The organism is Cobetia sp. PS-4MA, from assembly GCF_057670765.1.
Genome location: NZ_CM173107.1, coordinates 2,855,389 through 2,871,766, shown reverse-complemented (window position 1 = coordinate 2,871,766; position 16,378 = coordinate 2,855,389). Strand labels below are relative to the sequence as shown.

14 protein-coding genes are annotated in these 16,378 nt (G+C 62.1%); 10 read left to right on the top strand and 4 right to left on the bottom strand.

What is annotated here, in order from left to right; translation table 11 throughout:
- Positions 1-86: 86 nt before the first annotated feature.
- A complete protein-coding gene (gene argF, locus AC26AR_RS12215; RefSeq protein WP_077374935.1) occupies positions 87-1,004 on the bottom strand; it encodes an ornithine carbamoyltransferase in 918 nt (305 codons plus the stop codon).
- 350 nt (positions 1,005-1,354) lie between these two features.
- On the opposite strand from argF, the gene grxD reads away from it, so the two are divergent.
- Positions 1,355-1,687, top strand: coding sequence for a Grx4 family monothiol glutaredoxin (gene grxD, locus AC26AR_RS12210; protein WP_077374932.1), 333 nt, complete (start codon positions 1,355-1,357; stop codon positions 1,685-1,687).
- Positions 1,688-1,829: 142 nt separating this feature from the next.
- Here grxD and rnt read toward each other — a convergent pair whose 3' ends face one another.
- Positions 1,830-2,525, bottom strand: coding sequence for a ribonuclease T (gene rnt, locus AC26AR_RS12205; protein ID WP_077375652.1), 696 nt, complete (start codon positions 2,523-2,525; stop codon positions 1,830-1,832).
- Positions 2,526-2,827: 302 nt separating this feature from the next.
- On the opposite strand from rnt, the gene AC26AR_RS12200 reads away from it, so the two are divergent.
- The 5 genes from AC26AR_RS12200 (at position 2,828) to AC26AR_RS12180 (ending at position 9,109) form a co-directional block, all read left to right on the top strand.
- Complete coding sequence (locus AC26AR_RS12200; protein WP_255303132.1) at positions 2,828-4,090, top strand: argininosuccinate synthase; 1,263 nt, start codon at positions 2,828-2,830, stop codon at positions 4,088-4,090.
- A gap of 356 nt (positions 4,091-4,446) precedes the next feature.
- The gene (locus AC26AR_RS12195) at positions 4,447-4,734 is read left to right on the top strand and encodes an HlyU family transcriptional regulator (RefSeq protein WP_307722815.1); all 288 of its coding nucleotides are present in this window, start codon (positions 4,447-4,449) and stop codon (positions 4,732-4,734) included.
- Between the two features lie 85 nt (positions 4,735-4,819).
- Complete coding sequence (locus AC26AR_RS12190) at positions 4,820-5,524, top strand: glutathione S-transferase (protein WP_077374926.1); 705 nt, start codon at positions 4,820-4,822, stop codon at positions 5,522-5,524.
- Between the two features lie 261 nt (positions 5,525-5,785).
- Complete coding sequence (locus AC26AR_RS12185; protein ID WP_488107121.1) at positions 5,786-6,973, top strand: diguanylate cyclase domain-containing protein; 1,188 nt, start codon at positions 5,786-5,788, stop codon at positions 6,971-6,973.
- Positions 6,974-7,243: 270 nt separating this feature from the next.
- On the top strand, positions 7,244-9,109 hold the full coding sequence (locus AC26AR_RS12180) for a dihydroxyacetone kinase subunit DhaK (RefSeq protein ID WP_488107120.1): 1,866 nt from the start codon (positions 7,244-7,246) through the stop codon (positions 9,107-9,109).
- A gap of 151 nt (positions 9,110-9,260) precedes the next feature.
- On the opposite strand, the gene AC26AR_RS12175 is transcribed toward AC26AR_RS12180, so the two are convergent.
- Complete coding sequence (locus AC26AR_RS12175) at positions 9,261-10,145, bottom strand: DMT family transporter (RefSeq protein WP_271302199.1); 885 nt, start codon at positions 10,143-10,145, stop codon at positions 9,261-9,263.
- A 136-nt stretch (positions 10,146-10,281) separates the two neighbouring features.
- Positions 10,282-11,133: an IclR family transcriptional regulator gene (locus AC26AR_RS12170; RefSeq protein WP_077374914.1), complete on the bottom strand. Its 852-nt coding sequence runs from the start codon at positions 11,131-11,133 to the stop codon at positions 10,282-10,284.
- 253 nt (positions 11,134-11,386) lie between these two features.
- Between AC26AR_RS12170 and xsc the strand changes: the two genes are divergently transcribed.
- The 4 genes from xsc to AC26AR_RS12150 all read left to right on the top strand — a co-directional run bounded on the left by xsc (position 11,387) and on the right by AC26AR_RS12150 (position 16,363).
- Entirely contained in the window at positions 11,387-13,207 is a 1,821-nt protein-coding gene (xsc, locus tag AC26AR_RS12165; protein WP_176503121.1) for a sulfoacetaldehyde acetyltransferase, read from the top strand.
- A 153-nt stretch (positions 13,208-13,360) separates the two neighbouring features.
- Entirely contained in the window at positions 13,361-14,371 is a 1,011-nt protein-coding gene (pta, locus tag AC26AR_RS12160; RefSeq protein WP_488107119.1) for a phosphate acetyltransferase, read from the top strand.
- A gap of 134 nt (positions 14,372-14,505) precedes the next feature.
- Positions 14,506-15,393 (top strand): hypothetical protein, encoded by an 888-nt coding sequence (locus AC26AR_RS12155; protein WP_488107118.1) that lies wholly within the window; start codon positions 14,506-14,508, stop codon positions 15,391-15,393.
- Positions 15,374-16,363: an IS481 family transposase gene (locus AC26AR_RS12150; protein ID WP_488107117.1), complete on the top strand. Its 990-nt coding sequence runs from the start codon at positions 15,374-15,376 to the stop codon at positions 16,361-16,363. Before AC26AR_RS12155 ends, AC26AR_RS12150 begins: the two co-directional genes overlap by 20 nt.
- Positions 16,364-16,378 lie beyond the last annotated feature (15 nt).

Genomic DNA, 16,378 nt, shown 5'->3' with positions numbered 1-16,378 from the left:
GGCGGGCGCTGAGCTCACGCGCCCGCCTGTCTGTGCATACGATGTCGCCGCCGGCATGGATGCAGGCGGCGACAGGCAGGACTGATTCAGTCCTGACGACCCAGCATCAGGAATTCGAGCAATGCCTTCTGGGCGTGCAGACGGTTGCCGGCTTCCTGCCAGACGACGGCGCGCGGGTCATCCAGCAGCCCCATGCTGATCTCTTCGCCGCGGTGTGCCGGCAGGCAGTGCAGGAAGATGACGTCATCGGCGGCCTTGTCGAGCATGGCTTCATCGACCTGGTAGCCGGCGAAGTCGGCTTCGCGCTTGAGCTGCTCCTCTTCCTGGCCCATGGAGGCCCAGACATCGGTGGTCACCAGATCCGCGCCCTGGACGGCTTCCTGCGGGTCGCGGTGGATGCTGACGCGCTGACCGGCTGCCGCGACGATCTCGCTGTCCGGCTCGTAGCCTTCCGGGCAGCAGATGCGCAGGATGAAGTCGAACTGGCGTGCGGCGTTGATCCAGGAATGGCACATGTTGTTGCCATCGCCGATCCAGACCGCTGTCTTGCCCTTCACGGAGCCACGGCACTCGGTCCAGGTCATCACGTCAGCCAGCAGCTGGCACGGGTGGTAGTCATCGGTGAGTGCATTGATGACCGGCACGCTGGAGGCATCGGCGAAGGCTTCGATATCGGAGTGCGCGAAGGTGCGGATCATCACGCCATCCACCATCTCGGAGAGCACGCGCGCGGTGTCACCGATCGGCTCGCCACGGCCCAGCTGGGTATCGCGCGGCGACAGGAACAGGGCATGGCCGCCGAACTGGGCCATCGCCGTCTCGAAGGACACACGGGTGCGCGTGGAGGACTTCTCGAAGATCATCGCCAGGGTACGGTTGGCGAACGGCGTGTAGACCGGACCTTCCTTCTTCAAGCCATCCTTGATGGTGATGGCGCGCTGAATCAGGTAATCGAGTTCTTCCGGAGAAAGGTCAAGCAGAGTCAGAAAGTGCCGGGTGGCCATCGAGCGGGCTCCTGTCAGGGTCTCGGGCAGCACCATCGAAAAGGGCGCCATGCGTCGGAGGGAAGGAAGTCGCCGACGATCACGGCGCCCGATTGGCGCTGCCTGTCAAAAGAGCCATCCTAGCCAGCTGAGCGGGCGGGCGCAACGCCGAGGCGTCTCGCGAGGCATCGAGAGCCCTTGCCTCGCCCCGCGCGTGCGCCGGTCAGCCTGCCGACAGCGACATCGCCGGCCTGCCCTGCAGACACCAATCTCGCCCTGGGGCAATATCGGGGGCTGAATTCGTGGCTCACCCTCAGTAGAATGAGGGAATGACACTCACGGGCCTTGCGCCCACCGTCCGAGGATTGCACATGAGCACCACCATCGAATCGATCGAGAAGCAGATTGGCGAGAACCCCATCCTGCTGTACATGAAGGGCACGCCGCAGCTGCCGCAGTGCGGTTTCTCCGCCCAGACCGTCCAGGCCGTGATGGCGTGCGGCGAGCGTTTCGCCTTCGTCAACATCCTGGACAACCCGGACATCCGTGCGGAGCTGCCGAAGTACGCCAACTGGCCGACCTTCCCGCAGCTGTGGATCAACGGCGAGCTGGTCGGCGGCTGCGACATCGTGGTCGAGATGTACCAGAACGGCGAGCTGGAGCCGATGATCAAGCAGGCCGCTCAGGAAGCGGCTGCCGAGTGATCGGTCTCCCCGGGTCAGGCATGTTCTGATCTGAGCGGAGCCTGTCAGACAAAACGCCCCCGCAGCCAGGCTGCGGGGGCGTTTTCGTGTGGCGATTTCACAGGAGTGTCTTGCGCGGCCGGGCCGGGCAAGCCCCTGGCTGTCAGGTGGCAGGCGTCTCGAGCGAGGCGGGCACCTCGTCGTTCATGCCCTGTTCCTTCATCGCCAGATCCCAGCCGCCCAGGTCCTTGAAGCGATTGACCATCGCGCAGAACAGCTCCGCGGTGCGCTCGGTGTCATAGCGCGCCGAGTGGGCGGAGGCGTTGTCGAACTCGATGCCGGCGGCGCGGCAGGCGCGGGCCAGTACCGTCTGGCCGTAGACCAGACCCGCAAGCGAGGCGGTATCGAAGCACGAGAACGGGTGGAACGGGTTGCGCTTGATACCGCAACGCTCCACCGCCGCGTTCAGGAAGCCCTGATCGAAGGCCGCGTTGTGACCGACCAGCACCGCACGCGTGCAGCCGTGTGCCTTGATGGCCTTGCGTATCGGGCTGAAGATTTCGCCCAGTGCCTGATTCTCGGCCACGGCCACCTGCTTGCGTACCGGGTTGTCCAGATCGATCCCGGTGAAGTCCAGTGCCGACTGCTCGATATTGGCCCCTTCAAAGGGCGCCACGTGAAAGGCGTAGGTGGCATCCGGCACCATGTTGCCGTCGTCATCCATGGTCAGCGTGACGGCAGCGATCTCGAGCAGTGCATCTCCGGCGGCATTGAATCCACCTGTCTCGAGGTCCACCACCACTGGCAGGAAGCCACGGAAGCGTTGTGCCATCAGCGTGCGCTCGCTCGCCTGGGTCATCAAGATCTCCAATCCCGTCATTGCGTCTCGTGCTGCGCCGTGCGTCTCGCCGGCGCTCAAGGAGAGCAATTGTAGCAGGGCGATACGGACACGTCGCGGCGCAGGCGTCAGGGCGGCCCCGGCAGGGGGACGCCAGGTCCCGTTCTGCCCATGACAGCGCCTGTCAGCAGTATCGGTGAGGTGCCAGCCTCGCTATAATCGGCCCCACATCGTGATTCGAGTGGCAACGGGCGGCCACCTGCTGGGCAGGCCTTCCTCGCGACCGTACGATCCATCCCCACCTGCGTCCCCGTCCTCGGGCGGTGGCATCGCGGGAACTACAAGCATCAACTCAGGAGTCAAGCATGTCCGACGTGCAAAAGGTCGTTCTCGCCTACTCCGGCGGCCTGGACACTTCAGTCATCGTCAAGTGGCTGCAGGAAACCTACAACTGTGAAGTCGTGACCTTCACCGCTGACCTCGGTCAGGGCGAGGAAGTCGAGCCGGCGCGTGCCAAGGCGGAAGCCCTCGGCGTGAAGGAGATCTACATCGAGGATCTGCGCGAGACCTTCGTCCGCGATTACGTCTTCCCGATGTTCCGTGCCAACGCCATCTACGAAGGCGAGTACCTGCTGGGCACCTCCATCGCACGTCCGCTGATCGCGCGTCGCCTGGTCGAGATCGCCAACGAGACCGGCGCTGACGCCATCTCCCACGGTGCGACCGGCAAGGGCAACGACCAGGTGCGTTTCGAGCTGGGCGCCTACGCGCTGAAGCCGGGCATCCAGGTCATCGCGCCGTGGCGTGAGTGGGACCTGAACTCCCGCGAGAAGTTGATGGAATACTGCGAGCAGCACGGTATCGAAGTCGACTACGCCAAGAACAAGAAGAAGTCGCCGTACTCCATGGACGCGAACCTTCTGCACATCTCCTATGAAGGTGGCGTGCTGGAAGACCCGTGGACCGAGTGCGAAGAAGAGATGTGGCGCTGGAGCGTCAGCCCGGAGCAGGCGCCGAACGAGGCGACCTACATCGACCTGACCTACACCAAGGGCGACATCACTGCCATCGATGGCAAGGAAATGGCCGCTCACGAAGTGCTCGAGTACCTGAACAAGGTCGGCGGCGCCAACGGCATCGGCCGTCTCGACATCGTCGAGAACCGTTATGTCGGCATGAAGTCCCGTGGCTGCTACGAAACACCGGGCGGCACCATCATGATGCGTGCTCACCGTGCCATCGAATCCATCACCCTGGACCGCGAAGCGGCTCACCTGAAGGACGAGATGATGCCCAAGTACGCTGAGCTGGTGTACAACGGTTACTGGTGGAGCCCGGAGCGTCGCATGCTGCAGGCGGCCATCGATGAGTCCCAGAAGGTCGTCAACGGCGTCGTGCGTCTCAAACTTTACAAGGGCAACGTCATCGTCGTGGGTCGTCAGTCCGAGGATTCACTGTTCGACGCCTCCATCGCGACCTTCGAGGACGATGCAGGCGCCTACGACCAGAAGGACGCTGCCGGCTTCATCAAGCTGAACTCTCTGCGCCTGCGTATCGCGGCCAGCAAGGGACGTGGCATCGAGTAAGGCATCACCGGATGCGCATGCTGAGAGATCGCCTGCCCATCTGACCCGATGACGATGTCTGTCGGGTCATCAAGACGCCGGCCCTGGTGGCAGTCCCCGGACTGCTGACGGGGCCGGCGTTCTGCCATCTGTGCCATGCAAGTCGTGCCATGCAAGCCGCGCCATGCAAGCGGCCAGCGCGACGCCCGTACGCGTGCCCCGGATGGCATGCGGCTTAGTGTCTGGTGGGAAGGTCGCATTTCCCCCGGCACGGGGGCGTGGCATGCTGAGGGTCTCATCATAAACTCTCATTTCTTTCACTTTTTCCAGGTGAATGCCGGTGACACTAGAGGCCGGCCACCGAAGGATCCTTCAACATGCTGGGAATGCTCAAGAAACTGTTTTCCGCAGGCGAGCCTGCGCCGGTCAAGGAACCGGAGGCCGTCGAATACAATGGTTACCTCATCGTCGCCATGCCACAGAAGCACGAAGGGCAGTACCGGGTCTCCGGCGTGATTCGCAAGCCACTGGAAGGGGGCGAGACGCTGGAGCATCGCTTCGAGCGCTCCGACACCGTGCCGGGAGAAGACGGCGCCGTGGAGCTGACCGTGCTCAAGGCGAAACGCACCATCGATGATCTGGGCGACACGATCTTCGAACGCTGAGCCGACGTGATGGGTACCCGGCGGGTATCCTCGTCGAACTCGGCATCGAAGCCTGCGTTCAGGAAGCACGATTCAGGGAGACGACATGATCACGGTGCACCATCTGGAAAACTCACGCTCGCAGCGCATTCTGTGGCTGTTGGAAGAGCTGAATCTGGAATACCGCCTGGAAATCCATGCCCGTGACGCCGGGAGCATGCGTGCGCCCCGGGCACTCAAGGACATCCACCCGCTGGGCAAGGCGCCGGTGATCACCGACACCACGCTGTCCGGTGACACGGGAGCGCCTGTTGTGGTCGCGGAGTCCGGTGCCATCATCGAATACCTCATCGATGTCTATGGCTCACAGGGCAGTGGGGAGAGTGCCCACCTCAGGCCAGCCCCCGGGACTCAGGCCGAGCGCGATTACCGTTTCTGGCTGCACTTCGCCGAAGGCTCCGCCATGTTGCCGCTGATGCTCAGGCTGGTGTTCTCGCGTCTCGACAAGCCACCGGTGCCGTGGTTGATCCGTCCGATCGCCCGCCTGCTGGCCAAGGGAGTCAATGACAAGTTCATCAGCCCGGAAATCAAGGCGCACCTCACCTACATGGATACCTGTCTCGAACGTCGCCCCTGGCTTGCCGGTGACGCCCTGACCGGTGCCGATATCCAGATGAGCTTCCCGATCCAGGCGCTCGATACGCGTCAGGGGCTCAAGAATCATCCGAACATTCAGGACTGGCTGGCGCGCATCCGGGCGCGCGCCGCCTTCCAGCGCGCCGTGGACAAGGGTGGCGAACTGGCCCTCTGATCCCCGAGCGACCGGAGCGACACGTCGCCCCTGCACCCCCCTGCGCAGACAGGGCATGTGAACAGGGCGTGTGCACAGGGCGTGTGAACAGGGCGTGTGAACAGGGCATGCAGACCGGCATGCAGGCAGCAAAGGCCGAGGTGGTGCGACATCGGGATGTCGCCTGGGCCATCACGCGGGGGATCGGGAATGTGATTCCCCCGCGAGGCTATCCGGGTGGGTGACGGGTAGCGGGACAGGGAGTCAACCGGGGACGAGGGAATGACACGCAAGAGTCTACGTGAGCAGTCGCTTGAGGCCACGATCCAGCAGATGGAGCGCGACAAGGCACGTCTGGAGCGCCGTGTCGCGAGTCTGGAGGAGAAGTTGTCGTCGACCCTCGACGGCACGGGCCTGCGTCTCTGGCAGCTGGAAGTTCCCACCGGCAAGCTCACCATCTTCAACTATCGCTGGGGGCGCATGCTGGGTTATCAGCCCGGCGAGTTGAACGCTCACTTCGATGTCTGGCGAGATCACCTCCACCCGGAAGACCGCGACGAGGTGCTCGCCAATCTCGAGGACCATCTCGCCGGGCGCACCGAAGTCTATCAGGTGGTGCATCGCATGCTGGCCCGAGACGGCAGCATCACCTGGGTCGCGGACAGGGGGCGAGTCGTCGAACGTGACGCGAATGGCAAGGCGCTGCGGCTGCTGGGCACCCATACCGACATCAGCCACGAGAAGGATTACGAGACTCGCCTCAATGCCCTGGCCAGCACCGATGCACTGACGGGGCTTTCCAATCGCCAGGCCATCAATGGCTGGTTCAAGCGCCAGCTGGCGGACGACAGTGCGCTGTTGTTCATCGACGTGGATGGCTTCAAGCAGGTCAATGATGCGCTGGGACATCGTGCTGGCGATGAAGTGCTGGTATTGCTCGCCCACGGTCTCAATGAAGAGCTGCATCATCTGGGCGTCCATCACCACCTGGCCGCGCGCTTCGGCGGGGATGAGTTCCTGTTCCAGCTGCCGCGCATGACACCGGCGCGTATCGAGATGATCGTGCGGCGCTGGCTGGCACGCTTCGGCCAGCCCCTCGAGATCAGCACGGGACAGGCCAGCATCGGCCTGAGCATCGGGGTCTGCTTCGGCCGAGACGCCAACGGCAACTTCGCGACCGCATTGGAATATGCCGATCAGGCGATGTATCGCGTCAAGCGCAGCGGCAAGCACGGCTACCATCTGCATGCCCCCTTGCGGCACGGCGAGGCGCCCCGCATCAGCGCTTTGCAGGACTCTTCCTCCAGAGCGCGTCACGCCGCCGGCACCTCCCCACGGCTGCCTCCCGAGATCCCCGTCGCCTCGCCGCTGGACACCCTGGCCCAGGCCTCCGCCGCGACACGTGCAGACAGCGCCATCCCCCTCACGCCTGCGCGTGACCCCGCCACCCGCCCGGTCATCGACGGGTGACAGCGCGGATGGCAGGCTGACGCCGCATTGCCATGTGCTTGTGCTATCACTGCCTCTCAGAACTTCTGACATCTCGGAGCTTCTGTCATCTCGGAGCTTCTGACATCTCGGAGCTTCTGTCAGCTCGGTATCGCCCTGTCGTCTCTGTCTGCCTCGGGACTGATCGTCATGTCGGATGGCAATCCCGCATGGGCAATGGTTGACTGACACTGGCAGAGAGATGACAGGCGTCATGTCACCAGCAGGGCGAGGGTCCTCAAGGAGTGAAGGATGAGTCACAACGAGACAGGCCGACAGTGCGTCAATCAGTTCTTCCATCAGTCGGGCGATATCATCGGCGCGGCGCTTTCCGGCAGTGCCCAGTTGCAGCATCCCGATGGCAGCGGCCTGCGCCTGTCCGCGCCGGACAGCGGCATGCGCCTGGTGGTGCGCGATGACTGGCAGCGCGATCAGGTCGCGCTGATTTCCGGCGGCGGTTCCGGGCATGAGCCCGCGCATGCCGGCTTCGTCGGGGCCGGCATGCTCACCGCGGCGGTATGTGGCGAGCTGTTCGCCTCACCGACGGTGGAGGCGGTGCTCGCGGCGCTCAGAGAGGTGACCGGTGACGCGGGGACCCTGTTGATCGTCAAGAACTACACCGGAGACCGCCTCAATTTCGGTCTGGCGGCCGAACGGGCACGTCAGGAAGGACTCAAGGTCGAGATGGTCATCGTCGCCGATGATGTGGCGCTGCCTGACAACCCACAGCCGCGCGGGCTGGCTGGCACCTTACTGGTCCACAAGATTGCCGGGGCACTGGCGGCAGGCGGCGCGGATCTCGAGGAGGTCACCGCCGTGGCGCGCCGGGTGGCGGACAGCTGCTCGACCCTGGGCATGGCACTCGATGTCGGGCGTCATCCCGGCAAGCCGCGTGAGCCACGCGCGCCGGAGCTGGGGCTCGGCATTCATGGCGAGCCGGGCGCCACCACGCTGGAGTTCGGCAGCCATGCCGGAGACTGCGACGTGCATGCCCTGATGGATCAGGTAGTGGCGGCGCTGATACAGGGGCATTCGCGCAAGGAGGCCGGGGGTGACTTGCCCGCCACCGGCCATCTGTTGATGATCAATGATCTGGGTGGCTGCTCGGCATTGGAGCGCGCGGTCCTGCTCGACGAGGCGCTGGGGCATCCGTCGCTCAAGGCGCTGGGCATTCACGCCGTGGTGGGGCCGCAGCCGCTGATGACCTCACTGGACATGCACGGCTTCTCGCTGACGCTGTTGCCGCTGGACGGCTTGCTGGAAGAGGCACTGGACGCCCGCTGTGCGCCGCGTGCCTGGCCCGGTGTTCAGCGGGTGGTGCCGCTGGCGCATTTCACGCCTCGTCAGGAGGGGGGGCGCGCTGTTCAAGACGCCTCCACGCTTGCCGAGCGCGCCCGAGCCAAGGCCGATTGCCAGGCGCGTGCTGCCCGGGAAGGCCGGGCGAGGGTAGCGCTGCCGGGCGACCCTCAGGTCGAGCAGCGGCTGCGTGCTGTGCTGGAAGTCCTGCTGGCCAGTGAGGTGGATCTCGATCGTCTCGATGCCATCAGCGGGGACGGGGATACCGGCACCACCTTTGCCGGCGGTGCCCGTGCCGTGCTGGAAGCGCTGGAGGACTGTGAGCTGGCCTGTGGTGACAGTGGCGAGTTGATGACCTCCATCGGCAAGCAGCTGGCCTACGGCATGGGCGGTTCCAGTGGCGTGCTGCTCTCGACCCTGTTCACCGCGGCGGCGACGCGGTGGAAGACGCAAGCCAGCGAGGCAGACGCCCGTGCACCTGCCTCGCTGGGGCAGCGCTGGCATGAGGCGCTCGATCACGGTGTGGGGCGGATGCAGCATTACGGCGGCGCCGTGCGCGGGGACCGCAGTCTGCTGGATGCGCTGTTGCCGGCGTTGGACGCACTGCAGGCGTCGGTGCAGGGCGAGCGCATCGACTGGGCCGCGATGGCACGCGCCGCCCGCCAAGGGGCGGATGCCACCGCGGAGATGGCCAAGGCACGGGCCGGACGCTCCGCCTATGTGCCCGCCGCCCATCTGGTCGGCCACAACGACCCGGGCGCGGAAGCCGTGGCGCGTGTCTTTGAAGCGCTGGCGGATGCCGCCGAGGAAGCGGCGGGCTGATTCGATTGACCGGCTGAGCCGGTTGACCCGAATGACTAGTGTCTGAGCTCTCCAGCCCCAAAAAGCTCTAAAACCAAAGCCCCATAAACCAAAAGGCCCGCCCATGAACCTCACGTTCAGGGGCGGGCCTTCTGGCATTGCGCGGCAGCCGTCAGGCGACTTTCTGGCGAGTCGGCAGGCGAATCAGACGGGTGGCGATGGCGGTGCCCAGCAGGGTGATGCCCATGCCGGTGAGGATGCGCGCATCGATCACCTCATCGAGCAGCATGTTGCCCCACAGCAAGGCGCTGACCGGTACCAGGAAGGTGACGGAAGTGGTCGCGGTGGCGCCGGCGCTGGCCAGCAGGCGGAAGAAGATCAGGAAGGCGAGGCTGGTGCTGAGTACCGCCAGCGCGATGGCGCTGCCCCAGGCCTCCAGGCTGACGCTGGTTGTCGGCCACATCCACAGGCCCGGAATCAGCAACAGCAGGGACGACATCAGCGAGCTACCCGCGGCCAGCACCGGTGAGGGCAGGTGACTCAGGCGCTGGCGCGAGAAATTGGAGGCGAAGCCGTAGCAGAAGGTCGCCCCCAGGGCGGCGAGGATGAACCAGCCATCGCCGCCGAGCTGGAAATCGAGGCGGTCACTCGACAGCACATAGACCCCGCTGAAGGCCACGGCCAGTCCCAGATACTGTTGCTTCTGGATCGGCGTGGCGAACAGCGCCATGCCCAGCAGCGCGGTGAACAGCGGCGTGGTGGCGTTGATCAGCGAGGTGAAGCCGGCCTCCAGCTGGGTGGTGGCCAGCGCCAGCAGGCAGAAGGGCAGTGCCTGACTGGTCAGGCCCAGCACCGCAAGCGAGCCCTTGTGTTCCCACAGCATCTTCAGGCGGCCCGCGCCCAGCAGCAGCGGGGCCAGCACCAGCGCGCCGATGCCCATGCGCAGCAGAATCAATGTGGTCGGGCCGAATTCCGGCGCGGCCACGCGCATGAAGATGAAAGACATGCCCCACAGGGTGGACAGCAGGACAAGACGCAAGGCATCGCTGGCGGACATGGTGTTCTCGACGTGGCGTGTAGAAGGCAGTCCGCTAGGCTAGCCCCTCACGCGCATCACGGGAAGCACGACCTTGTGTCTGTCGCTGTCCAGCTTCTGCCGAGCTTCAGCCCAGCCCAGCCCCAGCCCGCTGGCCTCAGGAGGACGGAATCGCCCCACGCTGGATGGCGGCGATGTCCCGGGCGGCGCGCTCGAGTGCCGGCAGATGCTTGAGCATGTCCTCGCGCGACTGACGCATCACCGGCGCCTGGATCGCCACGCCGATGTTGGACGGCCCGTCCGGGTTGGGTGCCAGCACCGCGATGCACACCAGCCCGGGCAGGAATTCCTCATCATCCAGTGCATAGCCCTGCCGGCGAACCTGCTCGATCTCGGCCTCGACGGAGTCGATGTCGGTCAGGGTATTGCGCGTCATCGCGTTCAGCGGTGTGCCCTTGAGCAGGCGGCGGCGCTGGGCGGGCGGCATCTGGGCCAGAAACAGCTTGCCGCTGGCGGAGCAATGCACCGGCACCCGTGAACCGGGATGCAGATAGAAGCGCAGCGGCGCCTGGGTCTCGACGCGATCCAGATACAGCACCTCGCTGCCCGACAGCGCGGTGATGTTGCAGCTTTCCCCCACTTCTTCCATCAGCCGGCTGAGCACGCCGTGGCGCGCGCCCTGCACGGTATCGTTGAGCAGCAGATTTTCCGCCAGACGGCGCAGCCGACTGCCCTTGCTGTAATGGCGGTTGTCCGCCTCGCGCTGCAGCATGCCGCTGCCTTCCAGCTGCTGGAGCATGCGATGCAGCGTCGGCTTGGGCAGGCCGGTCTCTTCCACCAGTCCTTGCAGCGTGAAGAACTGATCCTTGGCGGCGATCACTTCCAGCAGCGCCAGCAGACGCTGGGCGGGCGTATCACCCTCTATCTTGCTGCCTTCCTTGCCGGTGTCCTTGTCAGCGTCCTTGCTGGCACGCGGCAGGCTTGCCTGGGGCTGGGTGGCACTGTTCATGGGCTGTTCCCTCCTTCAATCCGTGCGCTGGGCAGTGTGGCGCCGAAACGCTCGGCCTGTCAGTGCCTTGCGTTGCTGTGCCTACTTTAACAGTACTCCATAGGACGGAAGAAGTTTCTAAAAAACACACGTTTTCTATCATTTTATGAAATCTAGCTTGACGAGCGCCATGGCGGGGGCTAATTTTGGTCACATGTTTCGGTAATCGGAACTAAATGTACCAATAAACATAAAATTGATAGTTGGAGACGCCATGAGCACTCAAGACAGCGCAGACAACCGCAAGGTCGTGCAGGGCAAGCAGAAGATGACGCCCTCCGAGGCTTTCGTGGAAACCATGGTCGCCAATGGCGTCACCGACATGTTCGGCATCATGGGTTCCGCCTTCATGGATGCGATGGACATCTTCGCGCCGGCCGGCATCCGTCTGATCCCGGTGGTGCATGAGCAGGGCGCCGCTCACATGGCCGACGGCTATGCGCGTGTCTCCGGTCGTCATGGCATGGTCATCGGCCAGAACGGCCCGGGCATCTCCAACTGCGTCACCGGCATCGCGGCCGCTTACTGGGCGCACAGCCCGGTAGTCATCGTCACCCCGGAAGCCGGCACCACCGGCATCGGCCTGGGCGGCTTCCAGGAATGCAAGCAGCTGCCGATGTTCCAGGAATTCACCAAGTACCAGGGCCACGTCACCCACCCGTCGCGCATGGCGGAATACACCGGTCGCTGCTTCGACCGCGCCATGTCCGAGATGGGCCCGACCCAGCTCAACATTCCGCGTGACTACTTCTACGGCGAGATCGAGTGCGAGATTCCCAAGCCGGCACGCGTGGACCGTGGCCCGGGTGGCAGCAAGAGTCTGGATGAGGCAGCCGAGCTGCTGGCCAGCGCCAGGTTCCCGGTCATCGTCTCCGGTGGCGGTGTGGTGATGGCGGATGGCGTCGAGGAGTGCAAGGCACTGGCAGAGCGTCTCGGCGCGCCGGTGGTCAACAGCTACCAGCACAACGATTCCTTCCCGGCCAGCCACCCGCTGTGGTGTGGTCCGCTCGGCTATCAGGGCTCCAAGGCGGGCATGAAGCTGATCGCGCAGGCCGATGTCGTCATCGCGCTGGGCACGCGTCTCGGGCCGTTCGGTACCCTGCCGCAGCACGGCATGGACTACTGGCCGAAGGACGCGAAGATCATCCAGATCGACGCCGACCACAAGATGCTGGGCCTGGTGAAGAAGATCTCCGTCGGCATCTGCGGTGACGCGCGTGAAGCGGCCATCGCCCTGACCGAGCGCCTGTCCGGTCGCAATCTCGAGTGCGATGCCACCAAGGATTCGCGCCTCAGCACCATCCGCGAAGAGAAGGCCGCCTGGGAAGCCGAGCTTGACGAGTGGACCCACGAGAAGGACGCCTTCAGCCTCGACGCCATCGACGAGGCCAAGGACGAGAAGCCGTTCTCCGGCGGCGAATACCTGCACCCGCGTCAGGTCCTGCGCGAGCTGGAAAAGGCCATGCCGGAAGATGTCATGGTCTCCACCGATATCGGCAACATCAATTCCGTGGCCCACAGCTACCTGCGCTTCGACAAGCCGCGCAGCTTCTTCGCCCCGATGAGCTTCGGCAACTGCGGTTACGCCCTGCCGACCATCATGGGTGCCAAGACCGCCGCGCCGGAACGTCCGGCCATCGCCTACGCCGGTGACGGCGCCTGGGGCATGAGCCTGATGGAAATCATGACCGCTGTGCGTCACGACATTCCGGTCACCGCCGTCGTCTTCCACAACCGCCAGTGGGGCGCCGAGAAGAAGAACCAGGTCGAGTTCTACAACCGTCGCTTCGTCGCCGGTGAGCTGGACAACCAGAGCTTCGCCGAGATCGCGCGCTCCATGGGGGCCGAAGGTATCACCGTCGACCGTCTGGAAGACGTGGGCCCGGCGCTCAAGAAGGCCATCGACATGCAGATGAACGACGGCAAGACCTGCGTCATCGAGGTGATGTGTACGCGCGAACTGGGCGACCCGTTCCGCCGCGACGCCCTCAAGAAGCCGGTGCGTCTGCTCGAGAAGTATCAGGATTACGTGTAACGCCCGGCCCTTGCGCGCCTGAGTGGACAGGCGCGCAAGCGAACATGGCGCAACACGCAAGCTAGACGGAACCTCTCCCTTGCCCCGGCCATTTCTGATGTCCGGGGCTTTTTGGATGTGTCGGCTGCCTGCAGGGGCAGCGAGGAGACAGACATGAAGGCACTCAACAACATTCTGGCGCGGGCCAAGGCTGACCCGCGTCGTATCGTGCTCTGCGAAGGGCAGGACATGCGGGTGGTGCAGGCGGCGGTGAGCGCGGCGGAGCAGGGCCTGGCGCAGGTGATGCTGGTGGGCGACCCGACCGTCATCGCCGCCACTGCCAGAGAAGCCGGGCTCGAGGATGGCTCGCTGGGAAGCTGTGAGCTGATCGACCCCGCCATCTCCGAGCACACCGCCAGGCTTGCCGAGGCGCTGCACGCCCATCGCGCGGCCAAGGGGATGACGGCGGAGCAGGCCGCCGAGAAGATTCGTGATCCGCTGACATTCGCCAACATGCTGGTGCGCGAAGGGCTGGCGGATGGCTCGGTGGCGGGGGCGGTGAATACCACTGCCGATGTGGTGCGCAGCGCCATCCAGTTACTGGGCCTGGCACCGGGCAGCAAGCTGGTCTCCAGCTTCTTTCTGATGATGCTGTGCAAGCCGTTCCACAACCTGAAGGGCGGCATGATCTTCTCGGACTGTGGGCTGGTGATCGACCCCGACGCGGAAGAGCTTTCGCAGATCGCGCTGGCCGCCGCCGACAGCGCCCAGGCCCTGCTCGGGGAAGACCCACGGGTGGCGATGCTGTCGTTCTCCACCAATGGCAGCGCGCATCACGCGTCGGTGGACAAGGTGGTTCAGGCCGCGCATCTCGTGCGGGCGCAACGTCCGGAGATCGCCATTGATGAAGACGTGCAGCTCGACGCCGCCATCGTGGCGGAAATCGCCGAGCGCAAGCTGCCCACCTCGCGCGTCAAAGGCACCTCCAACGTGCTGGTGTTCCCCAATCTGGAAGCCGGCAATATCGGCTACAAGCTCGCCGAACGCATCGGCGGCGCAGAAGCCATCGGCCCGCTGCTCCAGGGCCTCGCCAAACCCGCCAACGACCTCTCTCGCGGCTGCTCCACCGCCGACATCATCAATGTGATTGCCGTCACCGTCGTCCAAGCGCAGCAGCGATGTTAATAGAGTCTAACTAGACCTTTATTGCATGCCGTAATTTTTTCATCTTTACGGTATGTTTTTAGTGTTTTTTTATTTGATATTGTATTATAAGGGTTGTGGTTTCTTAGGCAAACTTTATTTCGAAGGAATGACTTGTGAAATTTAGGCGATTAGAAAAATGGGATGATGTTGAACATTCTCAATCATTGATTTTTTTCTCTCAAGTTTTAGATGAATTGATATTTGACTTCACATTAGATTCTTATAAGCCGCTGGCAATGAATTCAAGCTTGCTAATACATGAGGCGATGGAGGTTTTTTATTCAATAAGAAGGGGTGTGATTAAGAAGCCTAATTTACGACATGTACTGGATGAACTGTGTGAAACTTTAGACGATGATATAATTATTGAATCTATTTTATCTGATGATTTAAGAGAGATTGCGAATGTATTAAAAAACCGAAACTCCCCCGACGTTGATGTTGAATCCTGTTTAAGTCTCTTAAAGACACAAGTGCCAATAGATTTGTATAAGAAAAGAAATGAAGAGCTATTGATCTCTTGCATTACGTCGGGAGATAGCTTTTATAAAATAAATAAAATTGCCAAGTCTTATGTGACTACTCTCCTTAATAGTGGTTATACATCACACTATATTAGAAATGTTACTCATGGTTATTTTAATTACGGCGATAATCGTATCGCTGGAAATTCTGCGATAAAGGATTTTTTGTCTTTTTTCTCATGTGATGAGGAAGACTACGTTGTTATTTATAAGGCGCCGAAGTATTTTAGTCAATTTGAAGATTCTGCAAGAAAGTTCAATATAGTTATAAGTGGGCAACTGAGTGACTTTAATGAAGCCATAATAAATGGCAACTTTAATTTAGATAGTAGTAGTACCTATTTGTGTGTGAAGTGTAAGGCTAAGTGTAGGGTGCCGGATGATCGGATTTCACAACGAAGCTATCCTTTGTTAGCCTCGCGTGAGCTCATCAAGCAATTTATTCAGGAAAGGCTTCATGGACATCAAGCTGCATAAGCAAGCGACGACGACACCGAAAATTCGTGCCGACATCCAAGCAGCTCCTGCCGGTATGACCAACAAAGATCTTGCTCGTCAGTTTGGGGTCAGCGTCTCAACTATCCAGCGCTGGCGTCATCGTGATGATGTCCTGGATCGTTCCCACACACGTCATAACCTACTGGCGACTCTGACCTCAGAGCAGGAAGAGATAGTCATCGCCGCTCGTGAGTTACTACGGCTGGGACTCGATGATCTACTTGTCGTTGCTCGTGAATTCCTGAACCCAAAACTGTCACGTTCCGCGCTTCAGCGCATGCTCAAACGGTGTGAAGTGCCAACTCTCGCCAAGCTGGCACGTCGAGACGCGGAAGGCGACGAGAAGCCTAAGCATCGGCCTTTCAAGGATTATGAGCCCGGGTATATGCACATAGATATCAAGCATCTGCCCCAAATGCCTGACGAAGATCACAAGCGTTATCTCTACGTCGCGATTGATCGTGCCACTCGGTGGGTGTATCTGGAGGTCAGATCAAGTCAATCTGCAAAGGATGCCCGGGCGTTCATGAAGCGTGTGGAAGAGGAGGCTCCCTTCACGATTCGAACCGTGCTCACGGACAATGGTAAATCCTTTACCGATCGCTTCACCGTGGGCGGCGAGCGTAAGCCCAGTGGGCATCATCTTTTCGATCAGGAATGTCAGAACCATGGCATTGAGCATCGACTGATCAAGCCAGGCAGACCCCAAACGAACGGAATGGTGGAGCGCTTCAATGGGCGTATCAGCGATGTGCTGGCGACTCGGCGCTATGACTCAAGTGAGGATTTAGAACAGACTCTCGAGCGGTATTGCTGGTTATACAACCACCATATTCCTCAGAAGGCACTACACCACAGGGCACCTGTTGCAGCAATGAAGGAGTGGCAGGCCGAACGGCCGGAGCTGTTTACACAGTCTGTAATCAATCAGGCGGAACCCGACAGCTAAGGAGCATCATGCAGC

Excerpts from the sequence above, each read along its gene's own strand:
- AC26AR_RS12180 (WP_488107120.1), top strand. The coding sequence starts at position 7,244 with ATGAGTCACAACGAGACAGGCCGACAGTGCGTCAATCAGTTCTTCCAT.
- AC26AR_RS12190 (WP_077374926.1), top strand. The coding sequence starts at position 4,820 with ATGATCACGGTGCACCATCTGGAAAACTCACGCTCGCAGCGCATTCTG.
- AC26AR_RS12170 (WP_077374914.1), bottom strand. The coding sequence starts at position 11,133 with ATGAACAGTGCCACCCAGCCCCAGGCAAGCCTGCCGCGTGCCAGCAAG.
- AC26AR_RS12185 (WP_488107121.1), top strand. The coding sequence starts at position 5,786 with ATGACACGCAAGAGTCTACGTGAGCAGTCGCTTGAGGCCACGATCCAG.
- argF (WP_077374935.1), bottom strand. The coding sequence starts at position 1,004 with ATGGCCACCCGGCACTTTCTGACTCTGCTTGACCTTTCTCCGGAAGAA.
- xsc (WP_176503121.1), top strand. The coding sequence starts at position 11,387 with ATGAGCACTCAAGACAGCGCAGACAACCGCAAGGTCGTGCAGGGCAAG.
- grxD (WP_077374932.1), top strand. The coding sequence starts at position 1,355 with ATGAGCACCACCATCGAATCGATCGAGAAGCAGATTGGCGAGAACCCC.
- AC26AR_RS12150 (WP_488107117.1), top strand. The coding sequence starts at position 15,374 with ATGGACATCAAGCTGCATAAGCAAGCGACGACGACACCGAAAATTCGT.
- AC26AR_RS12175 (WP_271302199.1), bottom strand. The coding sequence starts at position 10,145 with ATGTCCGCCAGCGATGCCTTGCGTCTTGTCCTGCTGTCCACCCTGTGG.
- pta (WP_488107119.1), top strand. The coding sequence starts at position 13,361 with ATGAAGGCACTCAACAACATTCTGGCGCGGGCCAAGGCTGACCCGCGT.
- rnt (WP_077375652.1), bottom strand. The coding sequence starts at position 2,525 with ATGACCCAGGCGAGCGAGCGCACGCTGATGGCACAACGCTTCCGTGGC.
- AC26AR_RS12195 (WP_307722815.1), top strand. The coding sequence starts at position 4,447 with ATGCTGGGAATGCTCAAGAAACTGTTTTCCGCAGGCGAGCCTGCGCCG.